This is a genomic window from Marinobacter salinisoli, assembly GCF_017301335.1.
In the GTDB taxonomy this organism is placed as follows: domain Bacteria; phylum Pseudomonadota; class Gammaproteobacteria; order Pseudomonadales; family Oleiphilaceae; genus Marinobacter; species Marinobacter salinisoli.
In genome coordinates this window covers 1,597,108-1,620,470 of the sequence record NZ_CP071247.1, presented here as the reverse complement: position 1 = coordinate 1,620,470, position 23,363 = coordinate 1,597,108, and the positions used below count along the sequence as shown (strand labels likewise).

22 protein-coding genes are annotated in these 23,363 nt (G+C 59.4%); 6 read left to right on the top strand and 16 right to left on the bottom strand.

The annotated features are described in order from the left end of the window. Positions 1-19 precede the first annotated feature (19 nt). Positions 20-808 (bottom strand): acyl-CoA thioesterase, encoded by a 789-nt coding sequence (locus LPB19_RS07355; RefSeq protein WP_206645416.1) that lies wholly within the window; start codon positions 806-808, stop codon positions 20-22. A gap of 197 nt (positions 809-1,005) precedes the next feature. Here LPB19_RS07355 and LPB19_RS07350 point away from each other — a divergent pair, with 197 nt between their 5' ends. Next, complete coding sequence (locus LPB19_RS07350) at positions 1,006-2,514, top strand: DEAD/DEAH box helicase (protein ID WP_206645415.1); 1,509 nt, start codon at positions 1,006-1,008, stop codon at positions 2,512-2,514. Here the strand turns inward: LPB19_RS07350 and LPB19_RS07345 are convergent. The 4 genes from LPB19_RS07345 to LPB19_RS07330 form a co-directional block, all read right to left on the bottom strand. After that, positions 2,511-3,020 carry a dihydrofolate reductase gene (locus LPB19_RS07345; RefSeq protein WP_206645414.1) on the bottom strand — a complete coding sequence of 170 codons (510 nt, stop codon included), beginning with the start codon at positions 3,018-3,020 and terminating at the stop codon, positions 2,511-2,513. The genes LPB19_RS07350 and LPB19_RS07345 overlap by 4 nt on opposite strands. 61 nt (positions 3,021-3,081) lie before the next feature. Beyond that, positions 3,082-3,921, bottom strand: coding sequence for a thymidylate synthase (locus LPB19_RS07340; protein WP_206645413.1), 840 nt, complete (start codon positions 3,919-3,921; stop codon positions 3,082-3,084). Next, positions 3,918-4,706, bottom strand: a complete 789-nt coding sequence (lgt, locus tag LPB19_RS07335; RefSeq protein WP_206645412.1) for a prolipoprotein diacylglyceryl transferase — start codon at positions 4,704-4,706, stop codon at positions 3,918-3,920. Before lgt ends, LPB19_RS07340 begins: the two co-directional genes overlap by 4 nt. 10 nt (positions 4,707-4,716) lie before the next feature. Then, positions 4,717-5,514 carry a sulfite exporter TauE/SafE family protein gene (locus tag LPB19_RS07330; RefSeq protein WP_206645411.1) on the bottom strand — a complete coding sequence of 266 codons (798 nt, stop codon included), beginning with the start codon at positions 5,512-5,514 and terminating at the stop codon, positions 4,717-4,719. Between the two features lie 89 nt (positions 5,515-5,603). Between LPB19_RS07330 and LPB19_RS07325 the strand changes: the two genes are divergently transcribed. The 4 genes from LPB19_RS07325 (at position 5,604) to dxs (ending at position 9,661) form a co-directional block, all read left to right on the top strand. Further along, positions 5,604-6,377 carry an NRDE family protein gene (locus LPB19_RS07325; protein WP_206645410.1) on the top strand — a complete coding sequence of 258 codons (774 nt, stop codon included), beginning with the start codon at positions 5,604-5,606 and terminating at the stop codon, positions 6,375-6,377. Between the two features lie 68 nt (positions 6,378-6,445). Then, positions 6,446-6,703 carry an exodeoxyribonuclease VII small subunit gene (locus tag LPB19_RS07320; protein WP_206645409.1) on the top strand — a complete coding sequence of 86 codons (258 nt, stop codon included), beginning with the start codon at positions 6,446-6,448 and terminating at the stop codon, positions 6,701-6,703. Then, positions 6,700-7,596: a (2E,6E)-farnesyl diphosphate synthase gene (ispA, locus tag LPB19_RS07315; RefSeq protein WP_206645408.1), complete on the top strand. Its 897-nt coding sequence runs from the start codon at positions 6,700-6,702 to the stop codon at positions 7,594-7,596. The genes LPB19_RS07320 and ispA overlap by 4 nt, the downstream gene beginning before the upstream one ends. A 133-nt stretch (positions 7,597-7,729) precedes the next feature. Next, positions 7,730-9,661: a 1-deoxy-D-xylulose-5-phosphate synthase gene (gene dxs / locus LPB19_RS07310; RefSeq protein WP_206645407.1), complete on the top strand. Its 1,932-nt coding sequence runs from the start codon at positions 7,730-7,732 to the stop codon at positions 9,659-9,661. A 72-nt stretch (positions 9,662-9,733) separates the two neighbouring features. Here dxs and ribA read toward each other — a convergent pair whose 3' ends face one another. The 6 genes from ribA to LPB19_RS07280 all read right to left on the bottom strand — a co-directional run bounded on the left by ribA (position 9,734) and on the right by LPB19_RS07280 (position 17,211). Further along, positions 9,734-10,348, bottom strand: coding sequence for a GTP cyclohydrolase II (gene ribA, locus LPB19_RS07305; protein WP_206645406.1), 615 nt, complete (start codon positions 10,346-10,348; stop codon positions 9,734-9,736). 133 nt (positions 10,349-10,481) lie between these two features. Continuing rightward, positions 10,482-10,961 carry a cyclic pyranopterin monophosphate synthase MoaC gene (moaC, locus tag LPB19_RS07300; RefSeq protein ID WP_206645405.1) on the bottom strand — a complete coding sequence of 160 codons (480 nt, stop codon included), beginning with the start codon at positions 10,959-10,961 and terminating at the stop codon, positions 10,482-10,484. Between the two features lie 78 nt (positions 10,962-11,039). Then, the gene (locus tag LPB19_RS07295; protein WP_206645404.1) at positions 11,040-12,011 is read right to left on the bottom strand and encodes a Nudix family hydrolase; all 972 of its coding nucleotides are present in this window, start codon (positions 12,009-12,011) and stop codon (positions 11,040-11,042) included. Between the two features lie 2 nt (positions 12,012-12,013). Further along, positions 12,014-13,231, bottom strand: a complete 1,218-nt coding sequence (argJ, locus tag LPB19_RS07290) for a bifunctional glutamate N-acetyltransferase/amino-acid acetyltransferase ArgJ (RefSeq protein ID WP_206645403.1) — start codon at positions 13,229-13,231, stop codon at positions 12,014-12,016. 105 nt (positions 13,232-13,336) lie between these two features. Continuing rightward, positions 13,337-16,081 carry a preprotein translocase subunit SecA gene (secA, locus tag LPB19_RS07285; protein WP_206645402.1) on the bottom strand — a complete coding sequence of 915 codons (2,745 nt, stop codon included), beginning with the start codon at positions 16,079-16,081 and terminating at the stop codon, positions 13,337-13,339. 194 nt (positions 16,082-16,275) lie between these two features. Further along, positions 16,276-17,211 (bottom strand): M23 family metallopeptidase, encoded by a 936-nt coding sequence (locus LPB19_RS07280; protein WP_206645726.1) that lies wholly within the window; start codon positions 17,209-17,211, stop codon positions 16,276-16,278. 230 nt (positions 17,212-17,441) lie between these two features. Here LPB19_RS07280 and LPB19_RS07275 point away from each other — a divergent pair, with 230 nt between their 5' ends. Beyond that, the gene (locus tag LPB19_RS07275) at positions 17,442-17,888 is read left to right on the top strand and encodes a DUF721 domain-containing protein (protein WP_206645401.1); all 447 of its coding nucleotides are present in this window, start codon (positions 17,442-17,444) and stop codon (positions 17,886-17,888) included. A gap of 15 nt (positions 17,889-17,903) precedes the next feature. Here LPB19_RS07275 and lpxC read toward each other — a convergent pair whose 3' ends face one another. The 5 genes from lpxC to LPB19_RS07250 form a co-directional block, all read right to left on the bottom strand. Then, the gene (gene lpxC, locus LPB19_RS07270; protein ID WP_206645400.1) at positions 17,904-18,821 is read right to left on the bottom strand and encodes a UDP-3-O-acyl-N-acetylglucosamine deacetylase; all 918 of its coding nucleotides are present in this window, start codon (positions 18,819-18,821) and stop codon (positions 17,904-17,906) included. 210 nt (positions 18,822-19,031) lie between these two features. Beyond that, entirely contained in the window at positions 19,032-20,189 is a 1,158-nt protein-coding gene (gene ftsZ, locus LPB19_RS07265; protein ID WP_206645399.1) for a cell division protein FtsZ, read from the bottom strand. A gap of 106 nt (positions 20,190-20,295) precedes the next feature. Next, positions 20,296-21,531, bottom strand: a complete 1,236-nt coding sequence (gene ftsA, locus LPB19_RS07260) for a cell division protein FtsA (RefSeq protein WP_206645398.1) — start codon at positions 21,529-21,531, stop codon at positions 20,296-20,298. Positions 21,532-21,565: 34 nt separating this feature from the next. After that, positions 21,566-22,405: a cell division protein FtsQ/DivIB gene (locus tag LPB19_RS07255; protein WP_206645397.1), complete on the bottom strand. Its 840-nt coding sequence runs from the start codon at positions 22,403-22,405 to the stop codon at positions 21,566-21,568. Then, positions 22,398-23,363 (bottom strand): D-alanine--D-alanine ligase, encoded by a 966-nt coding sequence (locus LPB19_RS07250; protein ID WP_206645725.1) that lies wholly within the window; start codon positions 23,361-23,363, stop codon positions 22,398-22,400. The genes LPB19_RS07255 and LPB19_RS07250 overlap by 8 nt, the downstream gene beginning before the upstream one ends.

Genomic DNA, 23,363 nt, shown 5'->3' with positions numbered 1-23,363 from the left:
CCAGCCGCCGTTGATGGCATCAGGCAAAAACCGTGACCGTCTGCCGACTGAGCGCCACCAGCTCGCCGCTGGCCGTCCAGATGCCCGCGTGGGTGTGTCCGTAACCAGCTCCCGCCTGATCAATGCCAGCGCGGTATAGCAGCCAGTCTCCCGGCTCCAGTGCCGGACGGGGATGCAGGATATCCAGCGCCCAGCTCAGGGAACTGGCCGGTGCCGGCGCTTTCAGATGCGGCAACAGTGCCGGCGGCCAGGCGTCCACCAGGGCCACGATGTGCGCATCGGACACAACCTCAGGGCGATCCCGGAACTGCATCCAGCCGCCCATCTCGCGCCCGCCCTTGCCGGTGAAGGGCATGTGTCCAAACGCCCATCGCATTTCAATATGGCGGGTAAACGCCGGCGTCACACCTTCGATGTAGGGCAAATCCTGACACAGCTCAACCGACGCGGCCTCGGGTGCGGGCAACGCATCCACGCGCACTGCCGATTCCCGTTCGCCGCCAAAGCTGGCCAGACAGACCAACCGGACTTCACCATTCTGGACAATCCGCCCCTGAACCTGTGTCACTGCGCGACCTTCCCTGAGCAGCTCGGACTCAAAGCGTGCCGGAACACCCGGCTCCACGGGGCCGACGAAAGACGTTTGCAAAGACCGCATGGCTCGTTCTTCTGGCACCAGCGCCGCCATGCGCTCAAATGTCAGGGCCGCCACCAGACCACCGAACGTTGCCCGCCCCTGGCCCCAGCTCTGGGGAAGCACCAGTTCGTTGTCTGAGCGAATAGCCGCAAGCAGCTGATCGAACGTCATCGTAATTTCCTGTTAGCAACCTACTGAAAAGCTCAGAGACTGCCTCAGACGACGGTTAAAAGCAATGCCCGGCCACCGGCAACTACCTACAGCGCTCTGGCAAGGCCTCATATCAAACAAGCGCCAAACCGACTATACTCCGTTCACGCCATGCATTGCCCGACAATGCGTTACCCTCCTGAATTCCGAGTGAATAAATGTCAGATATCTCCTTTGCCGAGCTGGGCCTTGACCCGGCGGTGCTTGAAGCCGTAACCGAAGTGGGCTATGAAAAACCGTCGCCCATTCAGGCTCAAGCCATTCCAGCACTGCTTGCCGGCAACCACCTGCTGGGCGTTGCCCAGACCGGCACCGGAAAAACCGCCGCCTTTGCCCTGCCGCTGCTCAGCCGCATTGATGCCTCGAGCCGTGAGCCCCAATTGCTGGTACTTGCCCCGACACGGGAACTGGCAATCCAAGTAGCGGAAGCGTTCACCACCTACGCGAGCAAATTCCGCCATTTCCATGTGTTGCCGATCTACGGCGGCCAGGATTTCCAGCCTCAGATCCGCGGCCTGAAGCGCGGCGCCCAGGTCATTGTGGGCACCCCCGGCCGGATGCTGGATCATCTGCGTAAAGGCACACTGAAGCTGAACAACCTGAAGGCGCTGGTGCTGGATGAAGCAGACGAAATGCTTCGGATGGGATTCATTGATGACGTAGAAGCCATTCTCGCCAAGACGCCGGACGACTGCCAGCGCGCGCTGTTCTCGGCCACCATGCCGCCGCAGATCAAGAAAGTGGCGCAGACCTACCTGCAAAATGCCACTGAAGTGAAAATCGAAAGCGCAACCCGCACGGTGGAGCGCATCGCGCAGTTTGTTCTGCCCGTCTATGCCGAGCGTAAACTGGATGCTCTCACCCGGATTCTGGAAATCGAACCGTTCGATGCGTCCATTATTTTTGTTCGCACCAAGGCTGAGACCACCCTGCTGGCCGAAAAGCTGTCGGCTCGGGGCCATGCCGTCGCACCGCTCAATGGTGACCTGAACCAGCGTCAGCGTGAACAGACGGTTGAAGATCTCAAGCGCGGCAAGAAAGACATTATCATCGCCACCGACGTGGCCGCGCGCGGGCTCGATGTACCCCGGATTACCCACGTCATCAATTACGACGTACCGTACGATACCGAGGCCTATATTCACCGGGTCGGACGCACCGGTCGCGCCGGCCGCACCGGTAAAGCCATTCTTCTGGTGACGCCGAGAGAACGCAGCTGGCTGCGAACCCTGGAGCGGGCCACCAATTCGCCCATGCAGGGATACGAACTGCCCTCGCCGAAAGAGCTCCTGGAGATGCGGGAGCAGCAGTTCGAAACGCAACTGCTGGCATTCAGCGACGACAAAAAACTGGCCAAGGCCATCGCCCTGCTCGACGACATCGCTGAGCGAAACGACATGGATATGGCCATGGTCGCCGGTGCACTGGCGTGCTGGATGGAAGCGGCCCAGCCCGGATCACTCCCGCTGGAGCAGCCCGAAGCACTGCCGGTGGTCTCCAATAAGCCTCCCCGCCGGGATAGCAAAGGCGGCCGCCCGGGCGGCGATCGCCGCAAGGGTGGCTTCAAGAAAGGCGGACCGAAAGGTCAGGGCCGCGACGGAGGCCGCGGAAAGTCTGTCGGCAAGGGCGGCAAGCCGGCAGGCAAGCGCCCGCCACGCAAGGCTTAAGACCGGCGCTGGTAAACGACGAAACTGTAGTCGTACGGATTGTTATCGGACGCGGAGAAATCCTCCCGTCCGATTTCTTCCCAGCTGTCCCAGTTCACTTCCGGAAAGTAAGCATCGCCCTCCACATCGGCGTGAACCAGCGTGATGTACATGCGATCCACCTGCGGCAAGGCTTCGGCGTAGATCTGCCCGCCACCGATGATCATCACTTCATCCACCCCATCCAGCTGGGCCTGAGCGCCCGCCTTCAGTAACGCGGCCTCCAGTGACGCCACACGCACAGTACCTGCCGGCGCCTGCCAGTCATCATTGCGGGTGATGATCAGATTCATTCGTCCGGGCAACGGCCGCCCGATGGAATCCCAGGTTTTGCGCCCCATGATAATGGGCTTGCCCATGGTCGCCTGTTTGAAATAGCGAAGATCTCCTGGGAGATACCAGGGCAGCTTGTTGTTGCGGCCGATGACCCGGTTTTGGGACATGGCGACGATGAGGGCTTTACGCATGTCTATATTCCTATGAGGCCGAGGCTGCAAGGGAGCGAGACCTTGCGTCGGTCCGCTTAAATCAGATAGCAATCGGCGCCTTGATTCCCGGATACGGGTTATAGCCTTCAAACTCGAAGTCCTCCAGCTCGTAATCGAAGATCGAATCCGGCTTGCGCTTGATCACCAGCTTCGGCAGTGACCGGGACTCACGCTTGAGCTGCTCGAACACGATGTCGTCGGTCAGGTGGTTCTGGTACAGGTGGCAATCGCCAAAGGTATGCACAAACTCGCCCACGTCCAGATCACACTGCTGGGCGATCATGTGCGTCAGCAGTGCGTAGGACGCGATATTGAACGGCACCCCCAGGAACAGGTCCGCACTGCGCTGGTAGAGCTGACAGGAGAGCTTGCCGTCGGTCACATAGAACTGAAACAGACAATGACACGGGGCCAAAGCCATGCGCCCCTCACGAACGTTATCCTGTGGGCTGATGCTTTCGTCTGGCAACTCCGCTGGATTCCAGGCCGAGACAATCAGGCGGCGGGAATTGGGCTTGGTGCGAATCTGCTCGATCACCTCGCTGATCTGATCCACCACGCGACCATCCGGGCATTGCCAGCTGCGCCACTGCTTGCCGTAGATTGGCCCCAGATCACCGTCCTCCAGTGCCCACTCGTTCCAGATGGAGACCTTGCGCTCCTTGAGCCAGTTGTTGTCGGTCGAGCCCTTCAGGAACCAGAGCAGCTCGTAGATGATGCTGCGCAGGTGTACTTTCTTGGTGGTCACCAGAGGAAAGCCTTCCTGCAGATTGAAACGGATTTGGCGCCCGAAGACCGAGCGGGTACCCACGCCGGTTCTGTCGCCCTTATCAAATCCATTGTCAACAACGTCCTGCATCAGATCGAGATAGGCCTTCATTCAGCAGTTCTCCGGTAAGCAATCAACATCAGGGCTGCGCCCGCAATAATCATCGGCGTCGACAACACCTGCCCCATGGTCAGCCAGTCAAACGCGAGGTAGCCAAGCTGCGGATCCGGCTGGCGTACGAATTCCACGATAAACCGGAACAGCCCGTAGAAAATCAGGAAAGCCCCGGATACCGCCATTCGAGGCCTCGGCTTGGCCGAGAACCACCAGAGGATAACGAACAGGGCCACGCCCTCGAGGGCGAACTGGTATAGCTGGGAGGGGTGGCGCGCCAGGCTGTCCGGCGCGGTACGAAAAACCATACCCCAGGCCACGTCGGTCGGCTTGCCCCACAATTCACCATTGATAAAGTTACCAATGCGGCCAGCACCCAGACCCACCGGCACCAGCGGCGCCACGAAATCAGCAATACGCCAGAATCCGGCGCCAACCTTGCGGCCATACCACCACATGGCGAGCATTACGCCCAGCAGGCCACCGTGGAACGACATACCGCCTTCCCACACCCGGAACAACCACAGCGGGTCGGCCAGGAACGAATCGAAGTTGTAAAAAATCACATAGCCAAAGCGACCACCGAGAATGACACCAAGGGCGATGTAGAAAAGCAGGTCGCCCATTTGCTCTTCAGTTATGGGCGACCAGGGCTTGCGGGTGCGTAACCGCCCCAACCACCAGCCAACGACAAAACCGACCAGATAGGTCAGCCCATACCAGTGAATCTTGAAAGGGCCGATGGCAATCGCCACCGGGTCAATCTGGGGATGCTGCAGCATCAACAACCTCTCAACTCAGAAGAAAACGAAGCCCGACAACCATCAGGAACACGGCGAAAACCCGCTTCAATACTTGGGCGTTAAGCCTATGCGCGAGCGCAGCGCCCACTTTGGCAAACACCACGCTGGTGGCAATAATGCCCAGCATCGCGGGCAGATAAATAAAGCCCAAACTGTATTCCGGCAAAGCGGCATGATTCCAGCCGGTTCCGACATTGCCCAGGGCGCCGGCCACGGCGATCGGTAAACCGCACGCCGCCGAGGTGCCAACCGCGCTCTGCATGCGCACGTTACACCAGCTCAGGAACGGAACCGTCAGGGTGCCTCCACCGATACCAAAGATGGCGGAGGCCCAACCGATCCCGCCTCCGGCCGTCGCCAGCCCGGTACTGCCCGGGACATCGCGCCCGGGTTTCGGTTCGGCACCCAGCAGCATCTTGATGGCCACGAGAATCACAAACACCCCAATGACCAGTTCCAACACCGGCCCACTGAGCAAGGACGCGGTCCAGGCACCGAGGATAGCGCCCATGACAATTCCCACCGCCATCGGCCGGAACACATCCCAACGCACCGCTCCACGACTGTGATGCGAGCGAATCGAACTGATCGAGGTGAACACAATCGTGGCCAGCGAGGTGCCCACTGCCAGGTGTGCCGCCACCTCGGGGCTCACGCCCTGGATACCAAAACTGAAAATCAGCACCGGCACGATGATCAGGCCACCGCCAATGCCAAACAAACCTGCCAAAGTGCCCGCCAGGGCGCCAAGCGCCAGATAGGAAGCTACTACATACAACAGACTCATCGGCGTATCCCTAGCCCACGAAAACAAGGCTGGTATGATACACACCGCAACCGCCAACTTCATTACTTCCCGGAGCACCAAACAGCAGCATGTGCCTGATTGCGTTTGCCCTTCGCCAGAGCCCTGATTTCCCGCTGGTGGTCGCCGCCAACCGTGACGAGTTTTTCCGACGCCCGACCACCCCGATGGACTGGTGGACCACCGACAACGGCACGGCAGTGCTTTCCGGGCGCGACGAAGAAGCCGGCGGCACCTGGCTTGCCATCACCCCAAACGGCACTGTCAGCGCTGTCACCAATGTGCGCGAAGGCTCGCCCGAGCGCGGTCAGAAGAGCCGGGGTGAGTTGCCACTGCGGGCACTGGAAGAGCCCGCAGAAGCCCTCCAATCTGAGCTCGTCAGTGCTACCGACCAATACGCCGGGTTTAACCTGATTCGGCTGAACGATACAGCCGGCTGGTATTTCAGCAATCGCGATGCCGCCCCGGGCCGGCACGTTCATCGCGGCGTCTACGGCTTGAGTAATCACCTGCTGCAAACGCCGTGGCCAAAACTTCTTCGCCTGCGGGAATCGCTCGCTGCGACCGTTGCCTCTGCAGCCCCGGACGCCACGACACTGCACCGACAATTGCGAGCCCTGCTTCAGGATACGGCGCCAGCCCCCGATCACCTGCTGCCCGACACCGACGTAGGCCTGGAGACCGAGCGCTTCCTGTCCTCACCATTCATCGTCGGCGAGACCTATGGCACCCGCTGCACAACAATTGTCACGGTGTCTTCCCAGGGGCACATTACGGTCAGTGAGCAGACCTGGGGGCCAGAAGCGCGCCCACAGGACTGTCGCCATTTCCACTGGCAGCGATAACCGTAAGGCTCTGATATAATCCGCCAGATTCCAACACCCATTTTCTGCCACCCTTTCGGAGACCCCTAATGGCCGAAGAGCAAAGTGCGACCACCATTGCCGATTTCGAAAAGTCTCTGGACGAACTCGAAAAACTGGTCCGGGACCTTGAACAGGGCGAACTTTCTCTGGAGCAATCCCTCGCGGCCTTCGAACGTGGCGTCAAGCTGACCCGGGAATGCCAGCAGGCGCTCAAGAACGCCGAGCAGCGTGTCGAGCAACTGGTGCAAAACAGTGACGGCTCCCTCGAAACAAAACCGTTTACCCCGGACAACAACGGCCAATGAGTACACAGCACCACCTGCTCCAGGACTTCCTCGACAGCTGCCAGACCCGAATCGACGAGGAACTGAATCGCTGCCTGGACCGCAGCAGTGCCTCGGACAGGCTGCTGGAGGCCATGCGCTACAGCGTGCTGGGTGGCGGCAAGCGCGTGCGCCCGGCTCTGTGCCTCGGCGCTGCCCGGGCAATGGGACACACCAGCGACAACGCCCTGGTGCCGGCCTGCGCCCTGGAACTGATCCACGCCTATTCGCTGATCCACGACGACCTGCCGGCAATGGACGACGATGATCTGCGGCGCGGGCGACCAACCACCCATATCGCTTTCGACGAGGCCACCGCCATTCTTGCCGGTGATGCCTTACAAACCCTGGCATTCGGCTGGCTGGCCGACGCGGGCGATTTTGCCGCCCAGACCCGACTTTCCATGATTCGGGAACTTGCCCGGGCCAGCGGGCACTGCGGCATGGTCGGCGGACAGGCGATTGACCTGGAATCGGTAGGCCAGACACTGACCCTGGCCCAACTGGAATCCATGCACCGGCACAAGACCGGGGCATTGATCGAGGCCAGCGTGACACTCGGTGCCCTGTCCAGCGGTGAGGCATCAGCCGCCAAGGTGAACGCGCTGACCGAATACGCCAAAGCTCTCGGCTTGGCCTTCCAGGTACAGGACGATCTGCTGGATATCGAGGGCGACACCCAGGTTATCGGCAAACCGCAGGGCTCAGACGCGGCCCGCGACAAGCCGACCTACCCGGCTTTACTGGGAGTGGCTGGCGCCCGCGAACACCTCGATGCCCAGCTTAACCATGCCCTTCACAGCCTTGAAGACTTCGGGCCCGAAGCGGACCCTTTGCGGGCCATGGCCAATTACATCGTGGCAAGGACCCATTGATCAGGAGTGGCCAAAAAGCGCACACTCCATCCTTATAATGTCGCAATAACTGGACCGTTAAGTGTGAAACAGCCCAGCCTGTTCCCTTATAATGCCAGGCTGTTGCCGAACACTCCGGAATAGACCCGAGCAGATGCAGGACACCTACACATTCAAGGAAATCCCGTCGCAGCGGCCCAACACCCCTCTGCTGAACCGGATCGATTCACCGGCCCAGCTCAGGGACCTGCCGGCGGAGCAGCTCTCCCAGCTCGCCAGGGAGCTCAGGGCTTTTCTGCTATGGTCAGTCGGCCAGACCGGCGGCCACTTTGGCGCAGGCCTCGGCGTGCTCGAGCTCACCGTTGCGCTGCACTATGTCTTCAACACCCCGGAAGACCGACTGATCTGGGACGTGGGCCATCAGGCCTACCCGCACAAGATTCTGACCGGTCGCCGCGAACAGATGGACAGCATACGCCGCAAGGACGGTCTGGCCGGCTTCCCCAAGCGCGGTGAGAGCGAGTACGACACCTTTGGTGTCGGCCACTCCAGTACATCCATCAGTGCCGCCCTGGGCATGGCCATCGCCGCCCGCATGCAGAGCACCGGGCGCAAGAGCATTGCCGTGATTGGCGATGGCGCCATGACCGCCGGTATGGCCTTTGAGGCACTGAACCACGCCGGCCATCTGCACGCTGACATGCTGGTCATTCTGAACGACAACGACATGTCGATTTCCCACAACGTCGGTGGCCTGTCGAATTACTTCGCCAAGCTGCTCGCCAGCCGAACCTACAACCAGGTCCGCGACAGCAGCAAGAAGGTGCTCCAGGGCACGCCTCACCTGATGGCGCTGGCGAGAAAAACCGAGGAACACTTCAAGGGCATGATCGCGCCCAGCACGCTGTTTGAGGAGCTTGGGTTCAATTACATCGGGCCCATTGATGGGCACGACCTGCCTTTGCTGGTAGAAACCCTGGAAAACATACGGGAACTCGAGGGTCCCCAGTTTTTGCATGTGGTCACCACCAAGGGTAAGGGTTTCGCTCCGGCGGAAGCCGACCCGATTGGCTATCACGCCATCAACAAAATCGAGCCGGTACCGGCCAGCAAGCCGGAGCCCGTCCCACCTCAGCCCGCGCGCCCGAAATACGCCAACGTATTCGGCCAATGGCTGTGCGATGCTGCCGAGCAGGATGACCGGGTGGTTGGCATTACCCCTGCCATGTGCGAAGGCTCGGACCTGCTGGCGTTTTCCAAGCGCTTCCCCGAGCGCTATTTCGACGTTGCCATTGCGGAACAGCATTCGGTGACGCTGGCCGCCGGCATGGCCTGTGATGGAGCCAAACCGGTCGTCGCCATCTACTCGACGTTCCTGCAACGTGGCTACGACCAGCTGGTGCACGACGTCGCCATTCAGGACCTCGACGTGCTGTTTGCCATTGACCGGGCCGGCCTGGTGGGCGAAGACGGACCGACACACGCCGGCGCCTTCGATATCAGCTACCTGCGCTGCATTCCCAATATGGTGATCATGACGCCATCGGATGAAAACGAAACCCGCCAACTGCTGCACACCGGCCTGATGCACCAAGGCCCTGCCGCGGTCCGCTATCCGCGGGGCACCGGCCCGGGCACCGAGATCCAGCAAGCACTGACGGAACTGCCTCTCGGAAAAGGGCGCCGCATCCGTGACGGCAAGAACATTGCCATTCTGAACTTCGGCACGCTGCTGCCCTCTGCCCTGAAAGCAGCGGAAGCATTGGACGCCACCGTGGTCGATATGCGGTTTGTAAAACCGCTGGACGAAGCCCTGGTACTGGAACTGGCGGAGCAACATGAGCTGTTGGTGACACTGGAAGAAAACACCATTGCCGGTGGTGCGGGCAGTGCCGTGACCGAGTTCCTGAACCGCCAGGAAGTGCTGATGCCAACGCTGCAACTGGGCCTGCCGGACCTGTTCATTGACCACGGCAAACACGGTGAACTGCTCCATGACTGCGGCCTCGATGCCGAGGGCATCCACAAGGCCATCGCAGAGCGAATGGAGCGGCTTCAGCGTCAAAGCCTGAAAGCGGTGAAATAGACCAACCTCAGCCAGAAACGCAAAAGCCCACCAGATTTGGTGGGCTTTTTCATGCAGAGACCGGAAGCGGGCTCAGATCTCCGGATCGTCATCCTGGTGAGTGTCCAGCCAATGTCCCAGCTTGTTCTGCTTGGTAGCCAGATAAGCCTCGTTGTGCGGGTTGCGCCCAACATGGAGCGGCACGCGCTCGGCGATGGCAATACCGAAGGACGACAGTGCCTTGACCTTCCGGGGGTTGTTGGTCATCAGCCTGAGGCTTTTGATCCCCAGATGCGCCAGCATGTCCTTGCACATACTGTAGTCACGCAAATCGGCAGAGAAGCCCAGCTGTTCGTTGGCCTCGACGGTATCTGCCCCCTGATCCTGCAGATGATACGCCCGGATCTTGTTCAGCAGACCAATACCTCGGCCTTCCTGGCGCAGGTACATCAGAATGCCGCGACCTTCGCGCGCAATACTGCGCAATGCTTCTTCCAACTGATAACCACAGTCACACCGCATGCTGTAAAGCGCATCGCCGGTCAGGCACTCCGAGTGAGTCCGGGCCAGTACGGGCTCCTCACCACCCAGGTCGCCCAGGGTGAGGGCCACGTGCTCTTTACCCGTGTCCGGTTCCTCGAAGCCGTGCATGTCAAACACCCCGAACGGGGTTGGCAACCGGCAGGTCTGGATGTAACGAACAGCCACAGTCGTTCCTCGTGGTTCAGTCAATCGGGCGCGCATTCTAACACGCACGCCTTCGCTTGGCGTAGTCCCGCCGATGCCGGTGCAAGGGCTGGGCGATAACGTCCGGAGGTTACGTCACTCAGCAGCGAACAGATTATTCCTGGGCGACCCAGTGGCCACTGCGACCGCCCTTTTTCTCCAGCAACCGGACCGAACCGATTTCCATACCCCGGTCCACGGCCTTGCACATATCATAGAGCGTCAGCGCCGCCACACTGGCAGCGGTCAGCGCTTCCATCTCGACACCGGTCTGGCCGGACAGTTTGCAACGGGTCAGCACGTGAACCGAAGCGCCATCATTGCCCGGGCTCAGCTCAACCTTCACCGACGTCAAATTCAGGGAATGACACAGCGGAATCAGCTCGTGGGTTTTCTTCGCCGCCATGATGCCCGCAATCCGGGCCACCGCCAGCACATCACCCTTGGGATGCTGGCCATCAACAATCATGTCCAGAGTCGCAGGCGCCATGCGAATGGTTGCTTCCGCTCGCGCTTCACGTTCGGTCACGGCCTTGTCGGTGACATCCACCATGCGGGCGTCGCCCTTGTCGTCCAGATGGGTCAGTTTGCTCACATCAATCCCTCTTCCCAATCGAAAAAATGTTGGTCATGCGCTCAGCACGCTCAACCCTCAGGGCCTGCGGGCTTTTCGTCAATCCCCAGGCCACCAGAACCGGATGCCGGCCACACCCTGGCCACCGGCCCGACGCGCCCTGGGCACATCCGCCGCAACCAGCCCCCCCAAGGCGAATACCGGCACTCGGGCCTGCGCGGTGATCTGCTCAAACTCGTCCCAGCCAATGCCGCGCGCCTCAGGATGGGTCGGCGTTGGCCTGACCGGCCCGAGAGTGACGTAGTCCGCGCCCAGCTTTTCGGCCTGAGCAATCTGCTTCGCGCTGTGGCAGGAAACCCCAAGCCAGACGTCGGCAGGCACCGGCCGGCAACCGAGCAGCTCGGCCTCACGCCAAGGAAGATGCAGGCCCGCCACACCGGGTGCCACGGCGAATCGATCCGGGCCACCATGGACGATCAATCCAACACCCGCGGCACGACACACTGGCAGCACGGACTCAAGCAACGCCCGATAATCGCCGTCTTCAAGCTCCGGCGCCCGTAACACCAGCAGTTCCGGCCGGCATTGGCCGAGCGCACCGGCAAACCCGCCTGCGTACTCACGAACGGAACTCAGCGATGGGCTGATCGCCAGCAAGCTGGGCAAGCGAACGGCGCGGATGATCGGCCGGTTGGCCGCCGGGAAGTCCTCGTCCTGAAGCTGCTCGGGGCGAATCCAGTCAATGGGCTGCCCCTCACACCCCTGCGGCGCGCCCTGAGCCTCACAGGTGCGCCAGACATCCAGAAAGACGCGCTTGTCACCGTAGTCATGGCGGATACCGATCACCGGCTCCAGTGACACCTCAGGCACCACCAGTGCGGTTTCTTCCGCAATCTCCCGCACTAGCGCCTGCTGGACGGTTTCGCCCGGCTCCACTTTGCCACCGGGAAATTCCAGCAGGCCGCCCTGATGGGCGTGATCCGGACGTCTCGCGATCAACACCCGGCCATCGCGTTCGATGACCGCAACGGCGACATGGACTTCCCTCTTCGCTGCGCCAGCCTCAGACATGGTCAGGTGCGATACTCCGCATTGATCGTGACATAATCGTGCGACAGGTCGCAGGTCCAGACGGTCTCACTGATCGCGCCCCGCTTCAGATCAATCGTGATAACAATCTCCTCCTGATCCATGACGGCCTGGCCCCGCTCTTCCGAGTAATCCGGTGCCCGACCGCCATGACGCACCAGACAAACGTCGCCAAGGAAGATCTCAAGCGCATCCAGGTCCAGGTCCGGCACACCCGCCCGGCCAACGGCAGCGAGAATACGCCCCCAATTCGGGTCCGACGCAAACAGCGCCGTTTTCACCAATGGCGAATGGGCAATGGTATAGGCTACATCGAGCGCCTCTTCAGGGCTTGATGCCCCCTTTACCTCGATGGTGACAAACTTGCTGGCGCCCTCCCCATCCCGAACAATCGCGTGCGCCAGCTCCAGGTAGACCGCCCAGAGCGCTTCCCGCAGCCGGGGCAGGTCAGCACTGTCCGCGGTGATCTCCGGCCCCGAGTACTGGCCACTGGCCATCAACATGCAGCAGTCGTTGGTGGAGGTATCACCGTCAATGGTAATGCGATTAAACGATTTCTCGCCCAGTTCAGACGCCAAGGTTTGCAGCAAGCCTGGCTCAATACGGGCATCGGTGGCGATAAATCCGAGCATGGTTGCCATGTTCGGGCGAATCATTCCAGCCCCTTTGCTGATGCCGGAAATCGCCACCTTGTGCCCACCCAGGCTCACCTCACGAGTCGCACCTTTAGGGCGCGTATCGGTGGTCATGATGCCGGCAGCCGCCTGCGCCCAGTGATGCTCATCGCCGTTTGCCAGTGCCTGCGGAATGGCGCCGGTGATACGGTCAACGGGGAGCGGCTCGCCAATAACCCCGGTGGAAAACGGCAACACTTCTTCCCGGCTCACGCCGGCTGCCGTGGCCAGCGCCTCACAGCAGGTCTGGGCATCGTGCATACCCTGCTCTCCCGTCCCCGCATTGGCATTACCGGTGTTGATCAGCAGATAACGGGGCGCCTTCGCCGCCAGGTGCTCGCGACTCAAAGTGACCGGGGCGGCACAAAACTGATTGCGGGTGAAAATACCGGCCACCCGGCTGCCCGGTGCCAGCTCGAAAACCACCAGATCTTTCCGACCCGGCTTCTTGATCCCCGCACTGGCAATGCCCAGGCGCACACCTTTCACGGGCAAAAAATTCGGCAATTCTCCGGGGCCTACTGCCATTGTCTCTCTCCTCTGACGATCCCAAACCAGACGATGTAGAACGGAAAAACCCGCAGCCTGACAACATCAGGGTGCGGGCTTGATGCGGCGAGTCAGTGTCGAAAATCAGCTGACCTTGCCATGGCACTGCTTGTACTTCTTTCCAGAACCGCATGGGCATGGCTCATTACGGCCCACCTTGCGACCCTCACGCACGAAAGTTTCCGGGGTCGCCGGCTGGGCCGCCCCGTCGCCGGATTCGCCGCCTGCCCCGTGACCGGCCGCAGCACTGGTTTCATCGTGACGCAATTTTGCTTTCGCCAGCTCTTTTTCCAGGGCTTCCTTGCGGCGGCGCTCGACCTCTTCCATTTCTTCCTGGCTCTGGACGCGGACATGACTCAGAATCCGGGCCACATCACGCTTCATCGCCTCAAGCATATCCTGGAACAGGTTGAACGCTTCGCGCTTGTACTCCTGCTTTGGATTCTTCTGCGCGTAGCCACGCAGGTGGATACCACGGCGCAAGTGATCCATATTGGACAGATGCTCTTTCCAGAGCGTATCCATCACCTGCAGGAACACCTGCTTTTCAAACTTGCGCATTGGCTCGGAACCGGCGATCTCTTCCTTCGCCTTGTAGGCCGCCACGATCTCGTCCAGGATTTTCTGGCGCAGGGTCTCTTCATGCAGTTTGCTGTCTTCGTCCAGCCACTTCTGAACCGGCAGTTCAATAGCCATTTCAGACTGCAACTGAGCCTCAAGACCCGCAACATCCCACTGCTCGGCCATGCTTTGCGGCGGAATATACTCGCTGATCAGGGAATCGATGACGTCGGCGCGAATGACGTCAACCATGTCGGAGATATCGTCTGAGGACATGACCTCGTTACGCTGCTCGTAGATAACGGTGCGCTGATCGTTAGCGACGTCGTCATACTCGAGCAGAGTCTTACGCATATCGAAGTTACGACCTTCCACCTTGCGCTGGGATTTCTCGATCGCGTTGGTCACCATCCGGTGCTCAATGGCCTCGCCCTTCTTCATCCCCATGGCCTGCATCAGGTTCTTTACCCGCTCAGGCGCAAAGATACGCATCAGGTTGTCTTCAAGGGACAGGAAGAAGCGCGAGGAGCCCGGATCACCCTGACGACCGGCACGGCCACGCAGCTGATTGTCGATCCGGCGGGATTCGTGGCGCTCGGTACCGATGATGTGCAAACCACCGGCTTCCAGCACCTGGTTGTGCAGCCCGGTCCACTCGGCCTTCATCCGTGCAACTTCTTCCTCGGACGGATTATCCATGGCCGCCACTTCGTATTCCCAGTTACCGCCAAGCACAATATCGGTACCCCGACCCGCCATGTTGGTGGCAATGGTCACTGCCCCCGGCCGACCGGCCTGGGCAATGATCAGGGCTTCGGATTCGTGCTGCTTGGCGTTCAGGATTTTGTGGTCGATCCGGGCCTTTTTAAGCAGCATGGACAGCAACTCGGACGCTTCAATCGACGCAGTGCCTACCAGGATTGGTCGCCCGTCCGCCGTAACGTCCTTAATCTCATCGATGATGGCGTGAAATTTCTCTTCCTGAGTCAGATAGATCAGGTCGTTGTAGTCGATACGCTGGATCGGCTTGTTAGGCGGAATCACGACCACGTCCAGGCCATAGATCTGGCGGAATTCGAACGCTTCGGTATCGGCTGTACCGGTCATACCGGCAAGCTTTTCGTACAGACGGAAATAGTTCTGGAAGGTGGTGGAGGCCAGAGTCTGACTTTCAGCCTGAATATTGACACCCTCTTTGGCTTCAATCGCCTGATGCAGGCCTTCGCTCCAGCGACGCCCCGGCATGGTCCGGCCCGTGTGCTCATCAACGATCACAACCTGGCCACCCTGGACGATGTAATCCACGTCTTTCTGGAACAGGTGATGGGCGCGCAGCGCGGAATGGACGTGATGCAGCAGACTGAGGTTGGCGGCCGAGTACAGGCTCTCACCTTCGCGCAGCAAGCCCTGCTCAAGCAGCAATTGCTCGACCTTTTCGTGACCGGCTTCGGTCAGCTCCACCTGGCGGGATTTTTCGTCCAGAGTGAAGTCACCGCTGGCTTCACCTTCTTCCGAAACCTCGCCTTTCTCCAGCATTGGAATCAGCGAGTTGACCGCTTTGTAGAGCTTTGAGCTGTCCTCGGCCGCGCCAGAAATGATCAGTGGCGTCCGGGCCTCATCGATCAGGATGGAGTCCACCTCATCGACAATGGCGAAGTTCAGGCCGCGCTGTACCTTATCCTCGGCACTGAAGGCCATGTTGTCCCGCAGGTAGTCAAAACCAAATTCATTGTTGGTTCCGTACGTGATGTCAGCCTGATAGGCCGCACGTTTTTCCTCGGGAGATTGGCCCGATACGACTACACCAACCTGCAGGCCGAGGAAACGATAGAGTTTGCCCATCCATTCGGCGTCACGGCGCGCGAGGTAATCGTTCACGGTAACCACGTGCACGCCCTTACCTGATAGCGCATTCAGGTACACGGCAGCGGTCGCCACGAGGGTTTTACCCTCACCGGTCTTCATCTCGGCGATCCGGCCTTCGTGCAGGGTCATACCGCCGATCAGCTGCACGTCATAATGACGCATGCCCATAACCCGTCGGCTGGCCTCTCGAGCCGTCGCAAAGGCTTCTGGCAGAAGGGCATCGAGCGTTTCGCCTTCTTCAAGACGACGACGGAACTCGGCAGTCTTGCCTTGCAACTCGGTGTCGGACAGATTACCCAGCTGTTCTTCAAGTTCGTTGATGCGAACGACCTCTTTTCGCATCCTCTTGATTTCTCTGGCATTTTTACTGCCGAACATCTTCGTCGCAAGCTTTGTGAACATAAACCACTGCTTCTTTGATTAAACGGGGGAGCCGGCATTCTAACCTTATTTAGCAACAGGAAAAAAGACGACCCTGTTTGCCTCGGCCAACGCCAACCAATTGGTACGCGGATTCCGCTGGGTCGGGCCTGATGAGCCCACCCAGCGGCAAGAAATTCAAAACCGGGGAAACGTCCGATGCAACAACACCCGCCTCACTTGCTGGAGCGGGCGATATATTTGACCGGGTCCTTGGAACGACCGTTGTGCAACACTTCGAAATGAACGTGGGGGCCGGTTGAGCGGCCGGTACTGCCCATCAGCGCAATAACCTGACCCTTCTGAACCACATCCCCTTTATTGACTACAACGTCTTTGCAATGCCCGTAGCGGGTAACCAGACCATCGCCGTGATCGATCTCTACCAGTTTGCCGTAGCCGTACCGTTCACCAGCCCAGGTCACAACGCCGCCGGCCACGGAAATAATGTCACTGCCATCCTTGCCGGCCAGATCAACGCCATCATGCCAGGTGCGCTTGCCGGTAAAGGGGTCGGAGCGATAACCATATTTGGAAGAGAGCCAGCCCCAGGTAATCGGCCGCCCCTCAACGTACATCTCTTCATCCAGCTTCTGGCGGGAAGCCAGCTTATCCAGTAGTCGTAACTGCTTTTCCCGGTCTTCGATCAGCGCTTCCAGCCGACCTATCATGGCCATCAGATCAGGCGCAGAAAACGACTCCTTGGAACCTTCATCTTCGGGCCCACCCATGGCGGCCGGCTCACCAAAGCTGAATTCTTCACTGCCCACCAGGCCCGATTCAACGAAGCGCTGGCCAAGAGCGTCCAACCGCAGCAAACGGCCCTGCATTTCACCAAGGCGCAAAGTGAGGGCATCGATTTGCTGCCTGGTTGCCTGCTCGACGGCCGCCAATTCAGACTGTTGCTCGTCCAGCCGCGCCTGCCAGTGCTCCACCATGCCTGACGGACTGCCCTTCATGGCATCGGCCTGATGCAGGGCGAATTGATAACCGGCCACGCCGGCAGCACCGATCGCTGCCAGCAACAGACCGACAACTCCTACCATCAGAATGCCGTTCAGTGCCAACACACGGGATTTTCCGTGGTGCTTGCCAACAAGGATTATGTTCATATTATCGTTTGATTCGGTCATTGAGCTGCAACCTCCCTTCCATGTCGTTGCGCTCGGGAACTATCCACGGGGCTTGCCATCCATGACAAAACAGCGCGTGGCAAGAGGCACGCACCCGGGTACAGCTGTTAAGTTACCCTGAAAGTAAAAGAAGTCTAAACTAGGGACTACGCACAAACCGTGCCTAAAGTGTAACCAAACGTTAATGAATCCGCGAGAAAAAAGCCGACATGTCGCGAAAAAACGCTCAAAAGACGGGCATTGACAGCCTCAGCGGAGCGCCCGGCCTCAACGAACTGCTCAAAAAAGCAGATCTCCACCGCCGCGCTGAAGCCCAGGTCCTATCTGCCATTCCGCAGGAACTCGCTCAGGGCACGCGGTTTGTCAGCTGCCACGAAGGCGAGCTTATTTTGTCAGCAGAAAATGCCAGTAAAGCATCCCGGATTCGGTTCCGCCAGCATGAAATAATGGAAAGGGTGCGAGAGAACGAACTGTTCCAGTACGTCTGGAAACTGAAGGTGAAGGTGGCACCACCGCGCTCTAGAGAGCGACCAGTGAACAAAAAGGAACCCCTCAGCCAAGAAAATGCCCGACTCCTTAAAGAAGAAGCCGGGCACACGAAGGATGCAAAACTACGCGAGGTTCTCGAAAAACTCGCAAGTCACGTCCGTGACTGATTCAGACGCCTTACCTCAAGCCTGGGCCGCCAACACAGGCTTCATATAGGAGATCGGGGCCGTGGCTTCGTCATCAAACGTGACCACTTCCCAGGCGTCCTCTTCCGCCCGCAGCTTACGCAGCAGCTTGTTGTTCAGGTCGTGACCGGATTTGATGCCACGAAACTCACCAATCAGGCTATTGCCCAGCAGATACAGGTCGCCGATGGCGTCCAATACCTTGTGCTTTACGAACTCGTCATCGTAACGAAGGCCGTCTTCGTTAAGAATCTTGTAGTCGTCAACCACAATGGCATTGTCCACGCTGCCACCGAGCGCCAGATTCATCGCCCGCAGTTTCTCAATGTCGCGCATGAAACCGAAAGTCCGTGCGCGGCTTACTTCTTTCACGAAGGATGTGCTTGAGAAATCCACAGTGGCGGTCTGTGCACGCCCCTTGAAAACAGGGTGATCGAAGTCGATGCCAAAGCTGACTTTAAACCCTTCAAACGGAAGGAAAGTCGCCTTCTTATCGCCTTCTTCAATCGTCACTTCGCGCTTGATGCGAATGAACCGCTTGGCGGCTTCCTGCTCGGCAATGCCGGCAGACTGAAGCAGAAATACGAACGGGCCAGCGGACCCATCCATAATCGGCACTTCAGCGGCGCTGAGTTCAACAAAGCAGTTATCGATACCGAGACCAGCCATGGCGGACAGCAAGTGTTCTACCGTCGCAACGCGAACACCATCTTTCACCAGGGTTGTGGACAACGTGGTCTCACCCACATTTTCCGCGCACGCACGAATCTCGACTGCTGGTTCGAGATCGGTTCTGCGGAAGATGATGCCCGTATCAACGGGTGCAGGCTTCAGGGTCAGGTAAACCTTCTCCCCGGAATGCAGCCCCACACCGGTGGCACGGATCGTGTTTTTAAGTGTCCGTTGTCTGATCATCGATTCATTATTCCGTCACAAAAATTCGGTATCTATAGCGAAAAGCCTGCTCGCAGGATACCAGAAAGCGAAACTGAACACCATTTGACCAATCCGGCTTTGCGTCAACTTTACAATAAGCCAACGAATGGTAATCAGTGCCTGTTGCCCTGCCGGAAGGCCCTACTACATGTGTCCGGGCCTTCTCAGGGATGCTCTGACGACACGCTATCAGTCAGCCTGCCGACGGAGGAATGCGGGAATATCGAGATAGTCGACTCCCTGCTCTTCGCTTTCCTTGCGCTGATCAATCGCCACATTCCCCTGAGAAGAAGCACGACGGCGCAGAACCGCAGGACGGTCCAGCTGGTTGTAATCCGTTGTACCATCCAGGGTACGGGTATTGTCGACCACCTTGGTCGGCTTCTCACGCTCGCCACCGAGACCGGTCGCAACCACAGTGACCTTAAGTTCGTCGGTCATTTCCGGATCGATCACGGTACCGACAACCACCGTTGCCGCGTCGGACGCAAACTCACGAACGATGTCGCCCACCTCAGAGAACTCGCCAAGGTTCAGGTCCATACCGGCAGTGATGTTAACCAGAATGCCTTTGGCGCCTTGCAGGTTGATGTCTTCAAGCAGCGGGCTGCGCACGGCTGCTTCGGCAGCTTCGCGAGCACGGTTTTCGCCGGTGGCGCGGCCAGTGCCCATCATCGCCATACCCATCTCGGACATCACCGTTTTCACGTCGGCAAAGTCGACGTTGATCATACCGTTACGGGTGATCAGATCTGCAATACCCTGAACCGCGCCAAGCAGGACATCATTGGCCGCCGCAAAGGCATCCAGCAGGCTGGTCTTCTTACCCATCACCGCCAGCAGCTTTTCGTTCGGGATAGTGATGAGCGAGTCGACGTTTTCTTCGAGCTCCCTCAGGCCAGCTTCCGCCACGCTCATCCGCTTGCCGCCCTCGAACATGAACGGTTTGGTGACCACCGCCACGGTCAGAATGCCCAGTTCCCGGGCCACGTCAGCGACGATAGGCGCTGCACCAGTACCCGTTCCACCACCCATTCCGGCAGTGATGAATACCATATCGGCACCGCTCAGGGACTCGGCGATGCGATCACGGTCTTCCAGGGCTGACTGGCGGCCCACTTCCGGATTGGCCCCCGCACCCAGACCTTTGGTGATGTTACCGCCCAACTGAATAATCTGGCGGGCGTCCAGGTCCGTCAGGGCCTGGGCATCGGTATTGGCGCAGATAAACTCCACACCTTCCACGTCACTGTGGAGCATGTGGCGAACGGCGTTTCCACCGCCACCGCCCACACCGACGACTTTTATCACAGCGCTCTGCTGGACGTTATCTACAAGTTCAAACATTTCCCCAACTCCTTCGTGTGTTTTGCAGCCTTTTCAGACTTTTATTCACGATTATATTTTCGAGATACCTTCGTTTTGTACTGCGTTTACTGCTGGCCTGGTGCGGTCAGAATTGACCGGTGAACCAGGCTTTCATCCGCTCAACCAGCGACGGTGTTTCTTCGCTTTTGAGCACCGGCGACCTCCCCAGGTCCATCTGCCGGAAGCCATGAATCAACAGCCCGACGCCAGTGGCGTAGATCGGGTTATTGACTACCTCGGTCATGCCTGAGACCGCCTGTGGACAGGCGAGCCTGACTGGCATGTGAAAAATCTCCTCGGCCAGTTCCACCACGCCTTCCATGGTGGAAGAACCGCCAGTAATCACGATGCCCGCCGGGATGAGGTCTTCGAACCCAGACCGGCGCAGCTCGGACTGCACCAGGGTAAACAGTTCCTCATAACGGGGCTCCACCACTTCCGCCAGCGCCTGGCGGGACAGATCCCGGGGCGCCCGGTCGCCAACACTGGGGACCTTGATGGTTTCATCCGCACCGGCCAGCTGGGTCAGTGCGCAGGCATACTTGATCTTGATTTCTTCCGCGTTCTGGGTCGGCGTGCGCAGGGCCATGGCGATGTCGTTGGTGACCTGGTCACCAGCGATGGGAATGACCGCCGTGTGACGAATGGCGCCGCCGGTGAATACCGCGATGTCGGTCGTCCCTCCACCGATGTCCACCACACAGACGCCCAGCTCCTTTTCATCTTCAGTCAGAATCGCATGGCTTGAGGCCAGCTGCTCAAGGATGATGTCATCTACCTCGAGCCCGCAACGCATCACGCACTTCTCAATGTTCTGGGCTGCATTCACCGCGCAGGTGACCAGATGCACCTTGGCCTCCAGACGAACTCCGGACATGCCCAGGGGCTCCTTGATGCCCTCCTGGTTATCGATCACGAACTCCTGAGGCAGGATATGGAGGATCTTCTGATCCGCAGGAATCGCCACCGCCTGCGCGGCGTCGATAACCCGATCGATATCCGCCTGGGTCACCTCGCGATCGCGAATCGCCACGATACCGTGGGAGTTCAGGCTCTTGATGTGGCTTCCTGCAATGCCGGCATAGACCGAATGGATGCGACATCCTGCCATCAGCTCGGCTTCTTCAACCGCGCGCTGGATTGCCTGGACGGTGGTTTCAATGTTCACCACCACGCCACGCTTGAGCCCCCTTGAGGGATGGGAGCCAATGCCCACCACCTCAATGGTGCCGTCCATTTTGCGCTTACCGACAATCGCAACTACCTTGGATGTGCCGATATCAAGGCCGACAATCATATTTTCCGTTTCAACCGATGACATGTATCTCACCAAACCGTGGTCTGAATTAACCTTCTTATGATCTCGGACTGGAAGCAGGCTCCACCGCCTTCCACTGCACTGCCACACCGTTGGTGTAACGTGCGTCCACCCGACTGACTTCTTCCGACCGCGCTACCAGCCGGGTTTCGTAAACGGTGATAAACCGTTCAAACCGCTCTTCCACCTGGTCACGGCCAAGCACCACTTCGATGCCGTTACCCAGTTTCAGGGTCCATGCCCCGCGCTCTTCCAGGGCAAGTCCCGCAAGGCCAAGCCCGTGTTCGACCAACCGCTCACTGAGCGTGCGGGCCATCTGAATCACATCGCGTACTCGCTCATCCGGTCCGGCCAAATGCGGGAGCCGGCCTGCCACCTCGGGATTGGCGGGCGAAAAGACCTCACCCGTCCTGCTGACCAGGCGACCGTCGCGCCAGTACGCCAGAGGCTTTTTCTCGCGGATGTCGATTTCCAGCCGATCCGGCCAAACCCGCCGAACCGCAGCCGATTCCACCCAGGGCCGCTGTTCCAAAAACGTTTTGATTTCGGAGAGATCGGTAGCGAAATAGCTCTTTCCGATCCAGTTACCGGCCGCGCGCTCGATGGCAACACGGCTGTCCCCAATGAATTCACCCTTTACGTCTACCGCCAGGATCTGTTGATCCATGGCCCCCAGCACCTTGCCGGTGCCCCAGGGCACCAGTGCAGCCAACAGGACAATCACCGCGCCCATGCCAACCTGCAGCCAGGGAATGGCTGCCAATACCGCCGCGAACACACCGAACCGGTCCCGCTCAGGCTCCAGGGAGGTTGCCCCCCTTCGCCGCGGGGGATCGGGCGGAACCGCCCGACTCCGGATCAGCAGGCTCTCAAGCATCAGCATCCCCCAGGGTGTCTTCCAGGATCCGGACCACCAGTTCCTCGAAGCTGATACCGGCTGCTTTTGCCGCCATCGGTACCAGACTGTGATCCGTCATGCCGGGGACAGTATTCACTTCCAGCAACCAGAACTGCCCATCGGCATCCTGCATAATGTCGACACGCCCCCAGGTCCGGCAGCCCACAACCCGGAAAGCGTCAAGCGCCAACTGTTGAAGCTGCAACTCATCCTCCGCCGACAGGCCGCATGGAATCCGGTAGCGGGTGTCGTCGGCCAGGTATTTGGCGTCATAGTCGTAAAACTCGTGATCGGTGCTCAGCCCTATGGCGGGAAGCGCCTGATCCTGCAGCACGCTCACGGTAAATTCGGGCCCCTCGATCCATTCCTCAACCAGCACCAGTGAGTCGCGTTCAGCAGCCGCCCGATAGGCGCTCACCAGCTCCTCGACGGTACGCACCTTGCGAATACCAATACTGGAGCCTTCCCGGGAAGGTTTGACGCTCAACGGCGTCCGGAGCTCGGAGACAATCTGCTCGGCCTCCTTCTCTGAGGCCATGGTCCGGAATTTGGGCGTCGGCAATCCGCAGCCTTCAAACACGTACTTGGTGCGCAATTTGTCCATCGCCAGTGCCGATGCCAGGGTCTCGCTACCGGTGAACGGAATGCCAGCCTGGGACAAGATCGCCTGCAGGGTGCCATCTTCGCCGCCGCGACCATGCAGTGCGATGAAGACGCGATCGAAGCCCGGGTTCTCCACGGTCTTCAGCAAACAGCCACGCACGTCCGTTGAAAAGGCATCAACGCCGGCGGACAGCAGCGCGGACAGCACGGCCTTGCCGCTGTTCAGGGACACATCTCGCTCAGCCGAGTCCCCGCCCATAAACACAGCCACGCGCCCCAGTTTCCGAACCAGTTCCGGATCAGCCTGGTAGGCCTTTGGCTCAGGGTGTTGCAT